This window comes from Acetitomaculum ruminis DSM 5522 (assembly GCF_900112085.1).
GTDB lineage: Bacteria > Bacillota > Clostridia > Lachnospirales > Lachnospiraceae > Acetitomaculum > Acetitomaculum ruminis.
Map to the genome: position 1 here is coordinate 79,277 of NZ_FOJY01000013.1, position 15,708 is coordinate 94,984.

At 32.7% G+C, this 15,708-nt stretch carries 12 protein-coding genes, 1 pseudogene and 1 other annotated feature; of the genes and pseudogenes, 8 read left to right on the forward strand and 5 right to left on the reverse strand.

Annotated features, from left to right (window positions below; genetic code table 11):
• The first annotated feature begins 156 nt into the window (after nucleotides 1-156).
• Together BM153_RS09405 and BM153_RS09410 are read left to right on the forward strand one after the other, a co-directional pair.
• Nucleotides 157-1,617, forward strand: coding sequence for a carbon starvation CstA family protein (locus tag BM153_RS09405; protein ID WP_092873074.1), 1,461 nt, complete (start codon nucleotides 157-159; stop codon nucleotides 1,615-1,617).
• A gap of 176 nt (nucleotides 1,618-1,793) precedes the next feature.
• Nucleotides 1,794-2,642 (forward strand): hypothetical protein, encoded by an 849-nt coding sequence (locus BM153_RS09410; RefSeq protein ID WP_092873076.1) that lies wholly within the window; start codon nucleotides 1,794-1,796, stop codon nucleotides 2,640-2,642.
• Between the two features lie 100 nt (nucleotides 2,643-2,742).
• Here BM153_RS09410 and tyrS read toward each other — a convergent pair whose 3' ends face one another.
• The 4 genes from tyrS to BM153_RS09430 all read right to left on the reverse strand — a co-directional run bounded on the left by tyrS (nucleotide 2,743) and on the right by BM153_RS09430 (nucleotide 6,297).
• The gene (tyrS, locus tag BM153_RS09415; protein WP_092873078.1) at nucleotides 2,743-3,963 is read right to left on the reverse strand and encodes a tyrosine--tRNA ligase; all 1,221 of its coding nucleotides are present in this window, start codon (nucleotides 3,961-3,963) and stop codon (nucleotides 2,743-2,745) included.
• Nucleotides 3,964-4,042: 79 nt separating this feature from the next.
• Nucleotides 4,043-4,278, reverse strand: a binding site (T-box leader).
• 128 nt (nucleotides 4,279-4,406) lie between these two features.
• Nucleotides 4,407-5,054 (reverse strand): ABC-2 transporter permease, encoded by a 648-nt coding sequence (locus BM153_RS09420; protein ID WP_092873080.1) that lies wholly within the window; start codon nucleotides 5,052-5,054, stop codon nucleotides 4,407-4,409.
• Nucleotides 5,055-5,072: 18 nt separating this feature from the next.
• Nucleotides 5,073-5,918 (reverse strand): ABC transporter ATP-binding protein, encoded by an 846-nt coding sequence (locus BM153_RS09425; protein ID WP_092873082.1) that lies wholly within the window; start codon nucleotides 5,916-5,918, stop codon nucleotides 5,073-5,075.
• 1 nt (nucleotide 5,919) lies between these two features.
• Nucleotides 5,920-6,297: a GntR family transcriptional regulator gene (locus BM153_RS09430; protein ID WP_092873084.1), complete on the reverse strand. Its 378-nt coding sequence runs from the start codon at nucleotides 6,295-6,297 to the stop codon at nucleotides 5,920-5,922.
• Between the two features lie 375 nt (nucleotides 6,298-6,672).
• On the opposite strand from BM153_RS09430, the gene hydF reads away from it, so the two are divergent.
• The 6 genes from hydF to BM153_RS09465 all read left to right on the forward strand — a co-directional run bounded on the left by hydF (nucleotide 6,673) and on the right by BM153_RS09465 (nucleotide 15,030).
• Nucleotides 6,673-7,965, forward strand: coding sequence for a [FeFe] hydrogenase H-cluster maturation GTPase HydF (gene hydF / locus BM153_RS09435; protein WP_092873086.1), 1,293 nt, complete (start codon nucleotides 6,673-6,675; stop codon nucleotides 7,963-7,965).
• A 68-nt stretch (nucleotides 7,966-8,033) separates the two neighbouring features.
• On the forward strand, nucleotides 8,034-9,341 hold the full coding sequence (locus tag BM153_RS09440) for an aspartate ammonia-lyase (protein ID WP_092873088.1): 1,308 nt from the start codon (nucleotides 8,034-8,036) through the stop codon (nucleotides 9,339-9,341).
• Between the two features lie 666 nt (nucleotides 9,342-10,007).
• Nucleotides 10,008-10,742, forward strand: a complete 735-nt coding sequence (locus BM153_RS09445) for a DUF6796 family protein (protein ID WP_092873090.1) — start codon at nucleotides 10,008-10,010, stop codon at nucleotides 10,740-10,742.
• A 482-nt stretch (nucleotides 10,743-11,224) separates the two neighbouring features.
• Nucleotides 11,225-13,219 (forward strand): NAD(P)/FAD-dependent oxidoreductase, encoded by a 1,995-nt coding sequence (locus tag BM153_RS09450; protein ID WP_092873092.1) that lies wholly within the window; start codon nucleotides 11,225-11,227, stop codon nucleotides 13,217-13,219.
• A gap of 605 nt (nucleotides 13,220-13,824) precedes the next feature.
• Nucleotides 13,825-14,082, forward strand: a complete 258-nt coding sequence (locus tag BM153_RS09460) for a hypothetical protein (protein WP_092873096.1) — start codon at nucleotides 13,825-13,827, stop codon at nucleotides 14,080-14,082.
• A 519-nt stretch (nucleotides 14,083-14,601) separates the two neighbouring features.
• On the forward strand, nucleotides 14,602-15,030 hold the full coding sequence (locus BM153_RS09465; protein WP_092873098.1) for a PH domain-containing protein: 429 nt from the start codon (nucleotides 14,602-14,604) through the stop codon (nucleotides 15,028-15,030).
• 88 nt (nucleotides 15,031-15,118) lie between these two features.
• Here the strand turns inward: BM153_RS09465 and BM153_RS09470 are convergent.
• Nucleotides 15,119-15,708, reverse strand: a pseudogene (locus BM153_RS09470) (hypothetical protein); the annotation flags it as partial.

Here is a 15,708-nt window from a genome sequence, read left to right on the forward strand (position 1 = left end):
TTGTACAAATGATAATAAAAATCCGACTTATTATTTAAAAGATTATTGACTATTGTCAAAACAAGCAATAACTGCTATTATCGTATTTGCTGTCTTGTTTTTGGGGGGACATAAGTGATAATATAAAAATCTTTTGAAAACGAAAGGAGACACAACATGGTTAGTTTTTTAGTATGTGTTGTATTTTTAGTAGTCGGTTTTCTTACCTATGGAAAATTCGTCGAAAAAGTTTTCGGTCCCGACGACAGACAGACACCGGCCTATAAGATAAATGACGGTGTCGACTATATACCTATGCCTGCCTGGAAGGTATTCCTCATCCAGCTTTTAAATATCGCAGGCACAGGTCCTATCTTTGGAGCATTAAGTGGTGCATTATTTGGTCCGGTAGTTTATCTTTGGATAATCTTCGGATGTGTATTTGCAGGAGCAGTACACGATTATATGTGCGGAATGCTCTCTATGAGGCACAATGGTGCAAGTATTTCAGAACTTACAGGAATATATCTTGGGGATAAGATGAGACAGGTGATGAGGGTATTTTCAGTTATACTTCTTGTAATGTGTGGAGTAGTATTTACAACAGGTCCGGCAGACCTTCTTGCATTAATCACGCCACAAAACCTTACCGGAACTTTCTGGCTTTGGGTTATTTTAGCTTATTATCTTATTGCAACTTTTGTACCAATCGATAAAGTAATCGGTAAAATTTACCCGCTTTTTGGTATTTGCCTTATTGTAATGGCTATCGGTGTGGCATCATCACTGTTATTTTCTGGGAATTTTACAATGCCGGAACTTTGGGTTAATTTCAAAAACCTTCACGCTTCCAATATTTCAATATGGCCTTTTATGTTTATAACTGTTGCCTGTGGAGCTATTTCAGGTTTTCATGCCACCCAGTCACCTATGATGGCAAGATGTTGTAAATCAGAAAAACAAGGACGAAATATTTTCTACGGAGCAATGATAGCAGAAGGAGTTATTGCTTTGGTATGGGCTGCTGCCGGAGTTTCAGTTTATGATTCAAGTCAGGCACTTTTAGAAGCAGGCGGCGGATGTTCTGCTGTAGTTTATAACATTTGTCAGTCCACAATGGGAAAAATCGGAAGTATTTTAGCAATGGTAGGTGTTATCATTTGTCCTATTTCCTCAGGAGATACTGCATATCGTTCTGCAAGACTTACCCTGGCAGACTGGTTTAAACTAGATCAGGCAGACTGGAAGAAACGACTTTTTGTAACCCTTCCTTTACTGGGAGCAGGTGCATTAATTTGCCAGCTTGATTATTCAGCTGTATGGAGATATTTCTCCTGGTCAAATCAGACTCTTGCCATGATTGCTCTTTGGGCTATATCCGTTTATCTTTACAAAAGTGATAAAAAATGGATTATCTCAGTTGTACCTGCCGTATTCATGTCAGCTGTCACCACAACCTATTTCTTTGCATCAGATGAATGTATGGGATATTTGTGGAGAGCATTAAATATTAATTCTGATATTTATTATCCGATAGCCATTGCCGCAGGAATTATTTTTGCAATAATATGCCTTGCGATATATCTTATTGCAAGAAAGAACATTGAAGTACCTAATGTAAATATTCCTCAGGAATAAGTAAAATAGTACTTTAATAAATATAAAAAATAATTACATTAAGTGCTCATTATTGATAAAAATTCAGTAATGAGTGCTTTTTTATTAAAAAAATAAATTTTTCATTGGTAAAATCTGTTTTTCTGTTATAATGTCCTAAGATAACAGAAAAATATTTATGAGGAGGATATGATTAAATGAAAAACATCAAACAATTATTAACCATCTTGCTATTGGTAACGGTACTTTTTCTAAGTCCCATTGCCACAAACACTGTTAATGCAGTATCAGATACACCTTTCAACCATGTTGTAAATCTACATACCAAAGGTACTTACACTAAAACCTGGGATAAAAACAGCTTTGATAATCATTGTTTTGTAAAATTTACAATGAAGAAAAACGGTTATGTAGATATTTCTGTTACTAATCCTGTAGCAAGTGACGGAACCAGCAAATTCTTTGATATGTACATTTACAAAGAGAAAAAAAGCAACGAAGTCTGGGGACACAATGTAAACGAGTTATATCTTACAAGTTTAAAACGCCAGACTAAAAGAGTTGGATTAAGAAAAGGTGTCTATGTTTTAGAGATTGTTCCAAACACCTGGATTACAGGAACTGACGAAAATCTCAAATCAAAAATAACAATTACAACAAAGTCTTGCAGCAATTACGAAAGAGAAAGTAATGGCACCAGACAAAAAGCAAATATACTTACCATGGGTAAAGCAACTTCAGGAACCTACGGTGATGAAGCATATTTCGCAAAGAATCAGTACGCTGACTGGTACAAAATTAAACTTCAAAAGGGCAAAAAGTACAAAATTACTTACAGCAGACCTAGAAACTCCCTTAAATCAACTACTCTTATCAATGTGTTAGCTTCAAACCAGATTTACGATTTTGACTATGGATCAAAATTAAGGAAAAATGGAAGCGTTACACTAACAGCTAAAAGAAGCGGTTACTATTATATTCAAATATATAACTATGGAAACCAAAAAGCATTTAACTATAAGATAAAAGTAGAAAAGAAGAAATAATTTAGAAAAAAAATAAATATTTTGTATGTTATCATAAAAGGACTGCCCCATGAAAATGCGGCAGTCCTTTCTTTTCCTTATCATTTTTAAAAACTTTTTACTAGATAATTGCCTTGTGGAAGGTCTTTTTCCCCTTCTTAATCTTAACTCCCTTTTCTAGAGCTTCTTTGGTAACATTTTCAGAAATATCAGTAACCTTAACTTCGTCTATTGTAAGACCTCCCTGGGTTATTACCCTTCTTGCCTCACTTTTTGAAGCTGCCAGTTTGCAGGCAACTAAAAGATCCATTACATTGATTTCTCCATCTGTTAACTGGGATTCTTCTAATTTTGTGGTAGGCATATTGGAATCATCGCTTCCTCCTGCAAATAAAGCCTTTGCAGCAGTTTCAGCTTTTTGGGCCTCTTCTTTACCATGAACCAATGAAGTTAATTCATAAGCTAAAATTTCCTTTGCCTTGTTTAACTGGCTTCCTTCCCATTTTTCCATCTCTTCAACTTGTTCTAATGGTAAAAATGTAAGCATTCTGATACATTTTAAAACATCAGCATCTCCCACATTTCTCCAATATTGATAAAAATCAAAAGGAGAAGTTTTATTTGGATCAAGCCATACAGCTCCATTAGCGGTTTTACCCATTTTCTTTCCTTCAGAATTTAAAAGTAAAGTAATAGTCATGGCAAAGGCATCTTTTCCAAGCTTTTTACGGATAAGCTCAGTTCCACCTAACATATTTGACCACTGATCGTCACCGCCAAACTGCATATTACAGCCATATTCCTTAAATAAATGATAAAAATCATAGGACTGCATAATCATGTAGTTAAATTCAAGAAATGAAAGACCTTTTTCCATTCTTTGCTTGTAACATTCTGCTCTTAACATGTTATTAACGGAAAAATGAGGGCCTACTTCTCTTAAAACATCCACATAATTAAGTTTTAAAAGCCAGTCAGCATTATTAACAACTATAGCTCCACCTTCTGAGAAATCAATAAAACGCTCCATTTGTTTTTTAAAGCAGTTACAGTTATGCTCAATAGTCTCAGGAGTAAGCATCTGTCTCATATCAGTTCTTCCTGAAGGGTCTCCTATATAACCTGTTCCTCCACCTAAGAGAACAACCGGTGTATTTCCAGCCATTTGAAGTCTTTTCATAAGGCAAAGTGCCATGAAATGTCCTACATGTAATGAATCTGCAGTAGGGTCAAAACCAATATAAAATTTAGCCTTTCCACTGTTTACCAATTCTTTGATTTCAGGTTCATCTGTAACCTGTGCAATAAGGCCTCTGGCCTGTAATTCTTCATAAATTTCCATTTTAATCTCCTCTCAATAATGCAAATTCCACTTATTATTATCTTTTTTAGCCATAAAAAAATCCCCTGCAGAACAATCTGCAGAGGACGAATCATCGTGGTACCACCTCTGGTTTAAAAAGCTCTCACAAGCTTTTCCTTATTAGGTGCTTTCACACCTTAGCGCTGTAACGGGCACACCCGTCAACCCCTACTAAGAATACTTTTCAGGATGAAACTCAGGGATGTATTCATATAATCTTTCTATAGCCTCACAGCAACCGGCTACTCTCTGAAAGAAATAAATCATATTACTCTTTCCCCTCATAGTCATATTAAATATGCAATGCGGATATTTTAACATCCACAAATTCTTTTTCATTAAAAACTTACTTTATTTAAGCTTTCACATCAAAAAATTTTATCATAGCACTTTATTTTTTGCAAATAATTTTTCCAAAGTCATTAGTCATTTCTTTCATCTTTTTTATTTACTACAATAACTGAAATTGTAAAGCACAAAGATACAATTATAATAAATGCCACAGTTACTAAAAGATAAATTTCTTCAATGCTTCTGGTAAATAAGAAATTTAAAAACTTCTCATCTTCCAAAAAGAATACGCTTAAAAAGAAAAGTAACATTCCCGGAAGCATCATAATAAAAGTAAACAATGATTGACTTTTAAATTTACCCAATATATAAAATATTGTATATTCTATTGAAATAAGCACAATTCCTGCCATGGTGGAAAGAACTATTAAAAATATCTTTTCTTTATCTAAAACCGTATTTGAAAAATCGGAAATAATACAGTATAATGCCAAAAATAATACTTCTAAAATTACCATATTAATCATTCCATATAAAAATCTTCCTGCAACTTTATTAATATTCTTTCCTGGAAGCATAGAAATAAATCCGATTTCTTTTATTTTTTCTGAAGTAAATGCATTGATTCCCACTATCGTTCCTGCAAACATGGCATATGACGCACCACTTATATTGGAATTTTTAGACAATAAAACTGCAAATATTGCAAACATAGGAATTAAAATAATTTGTCTTTTATTTTTAAGAAAATCAATTTTAATATAATTTAAAGTATTCATAAATTCATCCTCCTCTTTTTAGGCCCTTAATAAATGTATAGCGATTTGTTCGATATTTGGTTTTTCAAAAATAAATTTATTACCAAATTCATCTGCACAATCAGCTTTAATCATAGCTTCAAAACCATAATCATTACTTTTTTTACCTAATAAATTGCCTTCAAGCCCCTTTAATTCTGATTCATTTCCTTTAACAATAAGATAATTTTCCAAAAGTTCTTCCTTTTGTTCATTTATCACAAGTTTTCCATTTTCTATCATTACAACAAAATCAGCAATCTGTTCAAGGTCACTTACAACATGGGTTGAGAAAAAAATACTTTTTTCGCCATCTTCAATATATTCTTGAAGAGTTGTCATTAAACTGTCCTTTGCTATAGGATCTAGTCCGTTTGTAGCTTCATCTAAAATAAGAATTTTAGTTTCTCTTGATAAAACCGTTGCAAACATAAGCTTAACATTCATTCCTCTGGAAAAATCCTTGATTTTCTTATCTTTACTAAGGCCTTCCCTTTCAACTATCTCATCAAATTTTTTCTCGTCAAAAGACTTGTAAAACATCTTTAAAACCTTTTTTACATCCTTTATTTTAAATTCCGGAGGAAAATAAGATTCATCTCCCACATATCCTATTTGCTCCTTATATAAAACCGGGTTATCCTTATAGCTGATGCCATTAATGGTGACGCTTCCACAATCAGGATTTATCAGATGATTAATAATATTTATGGTTGTAGTTTTTCCGGCTCCGTTTTTTCCTATATATCCCATTATATATCCCTTAGGAAGAGATAAAGAAACATCATTAAGATAAAAATCTCCTAATTTTTTTGAAACATTTTTTACAACTAACATATCTTCCATATTACTCCATTCCTTTCCATATCTTATTAGCCAATTCCTCTAATTCCACATAATCCATACCAATTTTTTTAGCAGTTTGAATTGCATTTTCAAGCCCTTCTTCTATCCTGATAAGGTATTGTTCTTTTAAAATCTTATTATCTTTTGATAAAACAACACTGCCCTTTCCTTGCATTGATGCAATAAATCCCTCTTTTTCCAGTTCATTATAGGCTCTGGTTGTAGTTATAACGCTAACACCAATTTCCTTTGCAAGTTTTCTAATAGAAGGAAGTATAGTACCTTCTTCAATATTTCCGTTTAAAATCTGCTCTTTAATCTGCTCCTTGATTTGTGAATAAATAGGAAGTTCTGACTGATTTGAAATTAATATTTTCAAATATATTACCTCCCGTATAAAAGTGCACTTAATGTCTATACTGTATTTACTGTATCTACTGTATATGTATTATTATATACAGTAGATACAGTTTGTCAATAGGAAATTTTAATTTTTTATATATTAATATCATAGGGACTATTCTTTTTTTTCTTCACTTTAATATCTTTTTTTAGCCTTTTGACCATTTTATTATCACTGCCATTATGATAAAATTTAGACGTAATGATGTTATAAATTTTTTATGAATAAACTGTATATAAAAGAGTTAATAACAGACTTTTTGCATTATAAAAAATCCCATTGGGGGGAATTTTTTATAAACTATATTGGAAGGAGGGGGGCTGTTTTTAAGGGGAAACAGCCATTTAAAAAATGAATACTACACCGGCAGCAGAAAGACTGCATATTGGCATTTTCGGAAAAAGAAATGCCGGAAAATCAACACTTATAAATGCAATGACAGACCAGGATCTTGCCATTGTATCAGATGTAAAGGGAACTACCACTGACCCTGTTATTAAATCAATGGAGCTTTTACCCTTAGGTCCTGTTGTCATCATCGATACTCCGGGTATAGATGATGAAGGAGAATTAGGAGCCCTAAGAGTCAAAAAAAGCTATCAGGTGCTTAACAAATGTGATATTGCTATTCTTGTGGTAAACAATAAAACCGGCCTTGAAGAGCCAGAAAACAAACTTATCAAAAAATTTCTAGATAAAGAAATTCCATATCTTTTAGTATATAATTGCTTTGAATATGAAAAAGAGGAAACTCCCATAGTTCATTCAATAGATGGACGACTTCTTGACATATCAAAGTCCTTACATGAAAAAATAGCAGCCTTAAATGAAAACCTGCCTGCTGACAAAAAGCCTCACACCATTTATGTTCAGGCACTTTTAAAGGACTTTATCTACGAATTAAAAGAAAAGCTATCTAAGATAATTCCAAGTACAAAAAGCGAATTAAAAATAGTTGCGGACCTTATAAATCCATCGGATTTTGTGGTTTTAGTGGTTCCTATAGACAAGGCAGCTCCAAAGGGAAGACTTATCCTTCCACAGCAGCAAACCATTAGAGATATACTTGAAGCCGATGCCACAGCAGTGGTCTGTAAGGAATACGAACTTAGAGAAACCTTAGAATCCCTTGGTAAAAAGCCAAAAATAGTAATTACCGACTCTCAGGTATTTTCAAAAGTAAATGCCGATACTCCAAAAGACATTTTGCTTACTTCCTTTTCCATTCTTTTTGCAAGATACAAAGGAAATCTTGAAACAGTGGTAAAGGGGGTTACCGCCTTAGAAAACCTTAAAGACGGGGATAAAATTCTCATGGGGGAAGGCTGTACCCACCACAGACAATGTGATGACATTGGAACAGTAAAAATTCCCCGCTGGATTCTTAACTATACCGGAAAAAATCTCCAGTTTGATTTCACCTCGGGAACCGGCTGGCCTGATGATTTAAGTGAATATAAAATGATAATTCACTGTGGCGGATGTATGATAACAGAGCGTGAGATGAAATATCGAATGGCCTGTGCCAAAGATCAGAATATACCATTTACAAATTATGGAATAACCATTGCCTACATGCAAAACATTTTAAAAAGAAGCGTGGAAGCCTTTCCATTTATTTATGCGTGTCTTGATGAATATTAAAAAAATGAAAGGAGTTTGTTTTTAATATCAACTTACCCAAAAGAGATATTAAGAACATTTATAAATAAATGCTTTACCAGGATGAAACAAAAAAAGCTATGGAAAATTTTCCAATTGATGAAACTGTGGTTCATATAGAACTTATTCACGCCATAGCCGAAATAAAAAAGGCTGCTTGTATAGCCCATAAAAAATTAAAAGAAATTGATGAAGAAAAAGCAGATGCCATAATATTTGCCTGCGATGAAATAATAGCCGGGCATCATGATAAGGAATTTGTCACCAACCACCTTCAGGGGGGAGCAGGAACTTCTACAAACATGAATGTCAATGAAGTAATTACTTCCATTGCCCTTAGCCATTTGGGACACCCTGTTTACGACCACGATTTTATTCATCCTTTAGATGATGTAAATAAATCCCAATCCACAAATGACATCTATCCCACTGCCCTAAGGATAGCGGCTATCCGCCTTATAAGAAGCCTTAGTGAGGAATGTGCCAAGTTACAATCTGCTCTTCAAAGAAGAGAACACGAATCTTATCATATTAAAAAACTTGGCCGTACAGAGCTTATGGATGCTGTGCCTGTCACAGTAGGTGAGGAATTTGGTTCCTATGCCCAAGCAATCGGCAGAGACCGCTGGAGAATTTATAAAGGCGAAGAAAGACTTAGATATATTAATTTAGGAGGAACTGCCGTAGGCACTTACAGTAATGCAGGGAAAAAATATATCTACCTTGTAAATGACATATTAAGAGACAGCACCGGAATCGGCCTTGCCCCAGCAGAATATCCCATGGATTTAACCCAGAATAATGATGTTTTCGTGGAGGTTTCGGGACTTCTTAAATCCCTTGCTACAAATCTTTTTAAAATTGCCAATGATATAAGATTTTTATCTTCCGGTCCTGCGGGAGGCTTTGGGGAAATCACCCTGGCCATACTCCAAAAGGGAAGCTCCATTATGCCTGGAAAAATAAATCCTGTCATTCCTGAAATGACCATGCAGGTTGCCATGAAGGTAATGGCCAATGATTATGCAATCACCATGGCAGCTTCAAACGGAAATTTTGAGCTAAATTCCTTTATGCCCCTTATAGCCGACAGCCTGTTAGAGTCACTTAAAATACTTAATTCTACAGTAAAAATCTTCAGGGAAAAATGCATAGTAAATCTTAGCTTTAATGAAGAACATTGCAAAAAAATCCTGGAAGAATCCACTGCCACTGCCACCTATCTTACACCTTTTTTAGGCTATGATAAGGTAAATGAGCTGGTTTTAAAATACAATGGGGATATGAAGGCAATAAAAAAAGATATTATAGATAATAATTTAATGGACAGACAAAAGCTAAATGAAATATTAAATTAGAAATAATGGAAAGAATAAACCTCCAGTTCAAAAGAACCGGAGGTTTATTCATGCTTTTAACTTATTAACTATTAATTTTCCCAGAATAGGAAATAGAACAATGTACCCCATAGGGGTATACGGTTATTATATATAAAAAAGTTGCAAAGTACAACCATTTTATGCTTTTTTAATATGTTCATTTTACATATACATTATTAAAATTATATTTATCAAAGCAACGATAATAACTGTATTCTTTAATCGCAATGCAAAAATTATAATTAAATAACATATATTGTAAGAATGTTTCATTAAGTTTTTCGAACATTTTGTTCTTTTTCAGTTTACCATCAATTCACAATATTTGCAAGTAAATATTTAAAACTTAAGATAAATTTAAGTTTTAAATCAATATATATATTACTATGCTACACTTTGTAGATGAAGTAACTTATAAGAAAACTTTTTCAATAATCCTATATTTAATCGAAATTAGCTAAAGTTTCAAATAAAAAATCTCCGTCATAAATTTGTTTACTGATATAAAATTAAATCCTTATAGTTTGTAATATAGGTATTTTTTGGAATTAAGTCAGAGAATTCATATACTAACAACAAAAAATGCCGACATTAACTTTATGACATTAAAAATATACAAATTAAATTTAAAGATGGAAAATAATTATGGCTGAATTAAACAATCAATATATTAAAAAGGAAATGGATATAAACAAAATAAAAGAGCTTTTAAAACTGGGGCTATTTGCTTCATTCCTGGCTTTTTCAGGAAATATGATTCTTGGCTGGGGACTAAAAGATGAAAGACTTACGGGAATTTTAAGGGAATTATCCCTTTATTCAAGGCTTTCAAATAGCAGGCTATTTGCAGGGGCTTTGCTTGGACTTTTGGGAATATTTATACAAGGACTTTCCTATGACGGAATTTACAGACTCATAGAATACAAATCAAAGGGACATGCAAAAATATTTAAAAGCGGTGTCCTTGGTTACATAGGCTTTGGGGCATGCGGAGTTCATGTTTCTTTAACAGCTTTGGCTTATTCAAATAAATATATGCAAGAACATGGCATAGCAGTTCAGACTGCTACCTCCTTTGCTGTCATTTATATTACCTTTTTCCTTTTGCCCTCTATTTTGATTTTTTTCCTGTCTGTAATAGTTTTATCTGCTGCACAGATATCTGCCTTTATTAATGAATTTACTCCATATCCAAAATGGTGCAGCATTTTTTCTCTGCCTTTAGGAATGTTTATGGGGATCTTATTCAGTCTTTTTGGAAATACTGAGTTTGCCAATGCACTATCCTCTGCCTTTTTAAGTATTGGTAATATTATTATGTTTGCCGGTTTACTACTTGCAATGCCAAGTACTGTTAATAATGAACCCTTGGCAATCTAAGTCTTTGCCTTAAGGGGAATGCCCTATTGTATATAAACTAACATTATATTTAAGAGTTTATTTCTAATTTTTAAACAATTTTTTTAATAATTTTTTTGTCTGCTATGTTCTTTTTGCACATATGATGCTTAAAAATGTAATAATTTTTTTAGTATTTTCCACGTATTTAAATTATAATATAAATAATATAATCATTCTTGTGAGTGTAGTTAATATTAATGAAAATTTTATTTACAAGAATTTACTTAACAAAAGCAAAAAAACATATCATAATAAACAAATCTTAAATTACTTAAGAATTTGAACGCAGTGTAAGCAATCCCCCGCTTAAAGCTTATGCTTTTGAAGCGGGGGATTGCTTACACTGCGTTCACAAAATACATTGCATAGTTATAATATTTATCAACAATTATCTAAAATTATAAAAACTGATTTTTGTATCTTATTTACAAAGCATATTTTATTATAGGAGGATTTATTTAATGGGAAGCAAATATTCACATGTATTTGACTCTATAAGAGTCAGGGGAGTAGATTTTAAAAATCGTCTGGAAATGGCACCGCCTTCTCCAAACCTTGCTGATAAAGATGGAAAAGTTACAGCTGAATTTGTTGAATTTTTCCGTTCTATGGCTAAAGGAGGTACTGCTATTATTGATGTTGGAAACTGCGTTATTGATAAAAGCGAAGCCAGCGACGAAGAAAGACAACTAGACCTTGGAAATGACTCATGTATACTTCCACTTACGCGTTTTGTTGAAATGTGTAATGAATATGGTGCACTAGCTTCTTTGGAAATCAACCATAATGGTAAAGATTCCCAGTTTGAAAAAACCGGAAAACCGGCTTTTGCACCATCTGAAATCATTGCTTCCGGAGAAAAAATGAGGGCTATGGCTGCTGGAAGAGAACCTATGAAAACAGTGGCTATGGACATACCAAAAATAAAAGAAACTGTCAAAAAATTCGGAGATGCCGCTGAAAGATGTAAAAGAGCCGGATTTAAAATCTGCCTTATCCATGGTGGTCATGGAAATCTTATTTCACAATTTGCCAGCAAACTTTATAATCATCGTACTGATGAATATGGCGGTTCTTTAGAAAACAGAGCCCGTTTTTGTATAGAAGTTTTAGATGAAGTCAGAAAAAGAGTCGGTGAGAATTTCGTTATAGAATTTAGAATCTCTGCTGATGAAATTCACCCTGACGGTATGCATTTTGAAGAAACTTTACAATTTATAGAACTTATCAAAGATAAAATAGATATTTTACATGTTTCTGCCGGACTTCACGGAGAATTTGAATATATGAGAAACTGGTGGCAAAACTACATGATGGACCGCATGTATAATGTTCATTTTGCAGCAGATATTAAGAAAAAATTCCCGGATCTTTTAGTCTGTACCGTTGGTTCAATCTTAAATATTGAAATGGCAGAAGAAATAATTGCTTCAGGAAAAGCTGATTTTGTGGCAATGTGCCGTCCTCTTTTAGCAGACCCTGAAATGCCTAGAAAATATGCCACAGGTCATGAAGATGATCACAGACCATGTATCAGATGTCAGTATTGTGGCTTAAGACTTCTTATTCCAGGAGTTATAAACTGTTCCGTTAACCCGTATTTGGGAGATGAAATGCGTTATCCTGAAGGAGAACTTCCACTTGCCAAAGTTAAAAAACGCGTTGCTGTAATAGGTGGAGGTCCTGCCGGTATCCAGGCGATGCTTACCCTTTGTGACAGAGGCCATGATGTAACCCTTTATGAAGAAAAAGGATTTTTAGGGGGAAGCTTACACTATGCCGGAATCCCTTACTTTAAGCAGGATATCAGAGACTATCTAAAATATCTTAAATGTCAGGCTGCAAAAGCTCCTGCAAGAATATTATTAAATACAAAGGCAACAAAAGAGCTTTTAGAACTTGAAAACTATGATGCAATAATACTTGCAGTAGGTGCAAAACCTATTATTCCTAATATTAAAGGTGTTGACAAGGCTCATGTTCATTGGGCTCCTTTAGCAGAAGCCGGTGAAGTGCCTGTAGGAGAAAAAATAGTTATAGTTGGAGCCGGTGCTGTAGGTATAGAAGCTGCCATAGACTTTAAAGAGGCTGGAAAAGATGTTGTGGTTGTAGAGATGGCTCCAGATCTTTCAGCATTTATGGCTGCATCAGGTGCTGCTGTTAAAGAGTTTATGGAGCTTATAGCTAAAGATGAAATTGCAATATCATACAATACAAAACTTACAGAAATTGCTGATGATTTTGTTAAATGTACAGATACAATTTCCGGCAAAGAAATAGAATTTAAAGCTGATACAGTTTTACTTGCCCTAGGAGTTAAATCCAACATAGAAATAGTGGATGAACTTAGACATTGTGCTCCTGAAACAGAAGTATTTGTTGTAGGGGATGCTTACGAAACAGGAAATGTAGGTCCTGCAGTTAAATCTGCCTTTAAAGCCGCAGTTAATATCTAAAAGTTTTTAATATATATTCATTGCTTATCTCCTTGTGAAATCTTTTTATCGGGTTTTACAGGGAGATATTCCTTTATAATTAAGATGTTTTATCTCTGCCTTTTTAACTTCATAAACAGACCGAAAAATTTCTTTAATATTTCTATCGCATATAATAAAGTAATTTGTTATTTCTTTAATAGTAACTTTTTCATTTTTAGCTAAGGGATGATTTTTATTAAGAAATACATGAGCAGGTATTTTTAACAAAGGAAAAAACCTGTTTGCTCTTCTAACTCTCTAATGGCAATAGAAATCGTCTGTCTTGATACAAATAAAACTTTTTCTCTCTGGTGTTAATTCTGTATTTTTTTGTATTTCCTAAATTAATATCAATATTGAATCATATTTTTTCATAAATCTATATAAGTTCATATATTTATATAAGTTAAGTAAAGTAAGTTTTTTTTAACATTAATGTTAAAAAAAAACTTACTTTACTCATTTTCAGAATAATGCTAATCTATAAATACAAAAGAAATCTTGATTTCAAAAAATTAAGACAAGGAAAAGTATGATAAATACACTACAATGTATGCATTGTAATTTTTAAAAGGAGGAGTCTTATGACAAAGAAAAGTATTGCAAATATTATAATTGGACTATTTATAATTTTTAGCCTTTTAGATTGCTATTTTGTTTTTTCTAATATATTACCGGTTTCTAATATCGCTAATTCTTTAAAATTATATGCTGTTATTACACCGTGTATTATTGAAGCAAATATTTTGCTAAGAAGCGAAGACAAAAAAATAAAAGCTATTTCTAGTGGGATAGTTTTATTTTTTTCCATTATATCGTTTTATTTAATTACGTGTTTATAAATAATTACTTTTCCTGCTCCCATATCATATATTTTTGATACGGGAGCAACTTTTATATTTTGTTTATAATAAGGGAAATTTAAAATTCCTATTAGTAAAGCGGACATTCTTAAATCCGCTTCGCTACTTCCTCATGAACGCAGTGGCACTCTGTGCCACCTGTCAGAAGGGGCTTTAACCCCTTCTGACACTAGTAAGCTTATACCCCCGCTTAAAGCTTACGCTTTTGAAGCGGGGGATTGCTTACACTGCGTTCAAAAAGTTTTATAGTTTTTTTTGACATCAGTGTAAAAAAAAAGTTACTTTGCTTATTTCAGAACTAATGGTAATCTAAATTTACAAAAACATTGTTTTCAGAAAACAAGAATATGTCCTGGTATAGTTAATTTGTAACAATACTGCCTAATTAGTTATTATATTCATTGGAATATTCAAACGATGGTCAGTTACTATCACTGAGGGATTTTGATACGCAATGTTTAAAAAAGAGAATCTGATAAAAAAAAGAGGTGACTATGAATGAAAGATAAAAAGGTTTATAGAAGCAATATAGGCATAATGTATTTTATTGTTTCAGTTGTTATTTTAGGAATATTGATTAGTTCATTTTTATACGCACGAGGAGATGAAAATACGGTTGTGATTTTTGTGACGTTTATAATTGCTACATTAGTATATTGTTTTGTACTGATATACCCTGCAATAAATACAAAGTATATTTTGGAAACAGATAGATTAGTAATTAAATGTAGACTATATAAGAATGAAATTGCGTTCCGAAATATTATAGAAGTATATAAAAAGACATCATTAGGAAGATATCCAGCATTAAGCGAAAAAATGGTATTCATTAAGTATAAAAATCACGGTGTGACAAATCTAGTTGGGATTTCACCTAAAAATCGAGATGAATTTATTGATGAAATTCAAAAAATAATCCCAAATTAACCAAGAGATGAACATAATAATTTTATTAACATCTTCCTAGAGAATGATAGCTCTCACGAATTTTCGTCCAAATTTTTTAGTAAGGAATCTATATAAATTCCTTACTATTTTCCATCAAAGCATACTTTAATCCTACCGTTGGTATTATATGATTTTTAATACATTTTCCAAACTCAAAACAATCTTCTTTATGTATGTTGTCTTTTTTTCCTATTATTGAAAGCTTCCATGAAACATCTTCTAAAGGAAGAGCTATTATGGAGTCATAATAATTTGACCAGTTTTCAATTAAATTTCCCAAAAGAATCGCGTCTTTATGGCCGCAAAGATATACACTTGCCTTTAGCATGGTAGGCTCAATGATATATTGAAACTGTTTTTTATCAGCCTTTTTTACTTCATAAACAGACCGATAAAAATCTTTAATATTTCCATCGCAAATAACAGGATAATCTGTTATTTCTTTTATAGTAACCTTTTCATTTTTAGCCAGAGGATGATTTTTATTAAGAAATACATGAGCAGGTATTTTTAACAAAGGAAAAGACCAATAATCTAAAATCTCTCCCATTGACATTATAATTCCACAATCAGCCATATCATCTTTTATAGCTTCAAATACCTTATCCTGCTCTACAAATTCATAAAAATTACTAAAAAATCCATCTTTTTCGCCTA

What these genes read in the sequence shown, in the direction of transcription:
- BM153_RS09405 (WP_092873074.1), top strand. Translation starts at nt 157, where the DNA reads ATGGTTAGTTTTTTAGTATGTGTTGTATTTTTAGTAGTCGGTTTTCTT.
- BM153_RS09410 (WP_092873076.1), top strand. Translation starts at nt 1,794, where the DNA reads ATGAAAAACATCAAACAATTATTAACCATCTTGCTATTGGTAACGGTA.
- tyrS (WP_092873078.1), bottom strand. Translation starts at nt 3,963, where the DNA reads ATGGAAATTTATGAAGAATTACAGGCCAGAGGCCTTATTGCACAGGTT.
- BM153_RS09420 (WP_092873080.1), bottom strand. Translation starts at nt 5,054, where the DNA reads ATGAATACTTTAAATTATATTAAAATTGATTTTCTTAAAAATAAAAGA.
- BM153_RS09425 (WP_092873082.1), bottom strand. Translation starts at nt 5,918, where the DNA reads ATGGAAGATATGTTAGTTGTAAAAAATGTTTCAAAAAAATTAGGAGAT.
- hydF (WP_092873086.1), top strand. Translation starts at nt 6,673, where the DNA reads ATGAATACTACACCGGCAGCAGAAAGACTGCATATTGGCATTTTCGGA.
- BM153_RS09440 (WP_092873088.1), top strand. Translation starts at nt 8,034, where the DNA reads ATGCTTTACCAGGATGAAACAAAAAAAGCTATGGAAAATTTTCCAATT.
- BM153_RS09445 (WP_092873090.1), top strand. Translation starts at nt 10,008, where the DNA reads ATGGCTGAATTAAACAATCAATATATTAAAAAGGAAATGGATATAAAC.
- BM153_RS09450 (WP_092873092.1), top strand. Translation starts at nt 11,225, where the DNA reads ATGGGAAGCAAATATTCACATGTATTTGACTCTATAAGAGTCAGGGGA.
- BM153_RS09460 (WP_092873096.1), top strand. Translation starts at nt 13,825, where the DNA reads ATGACAAAGAAAAGTATTGCAAATATTATAATTGGACTATTTATAATT.
- BM153_RS09465 (WP_092873098.1), top strand. Translation starts at nt 14,602, where the DNA reads ATGAAAGATAAAAAGGTTTATAGAAGCAATATAGGCATAATGTATTTT.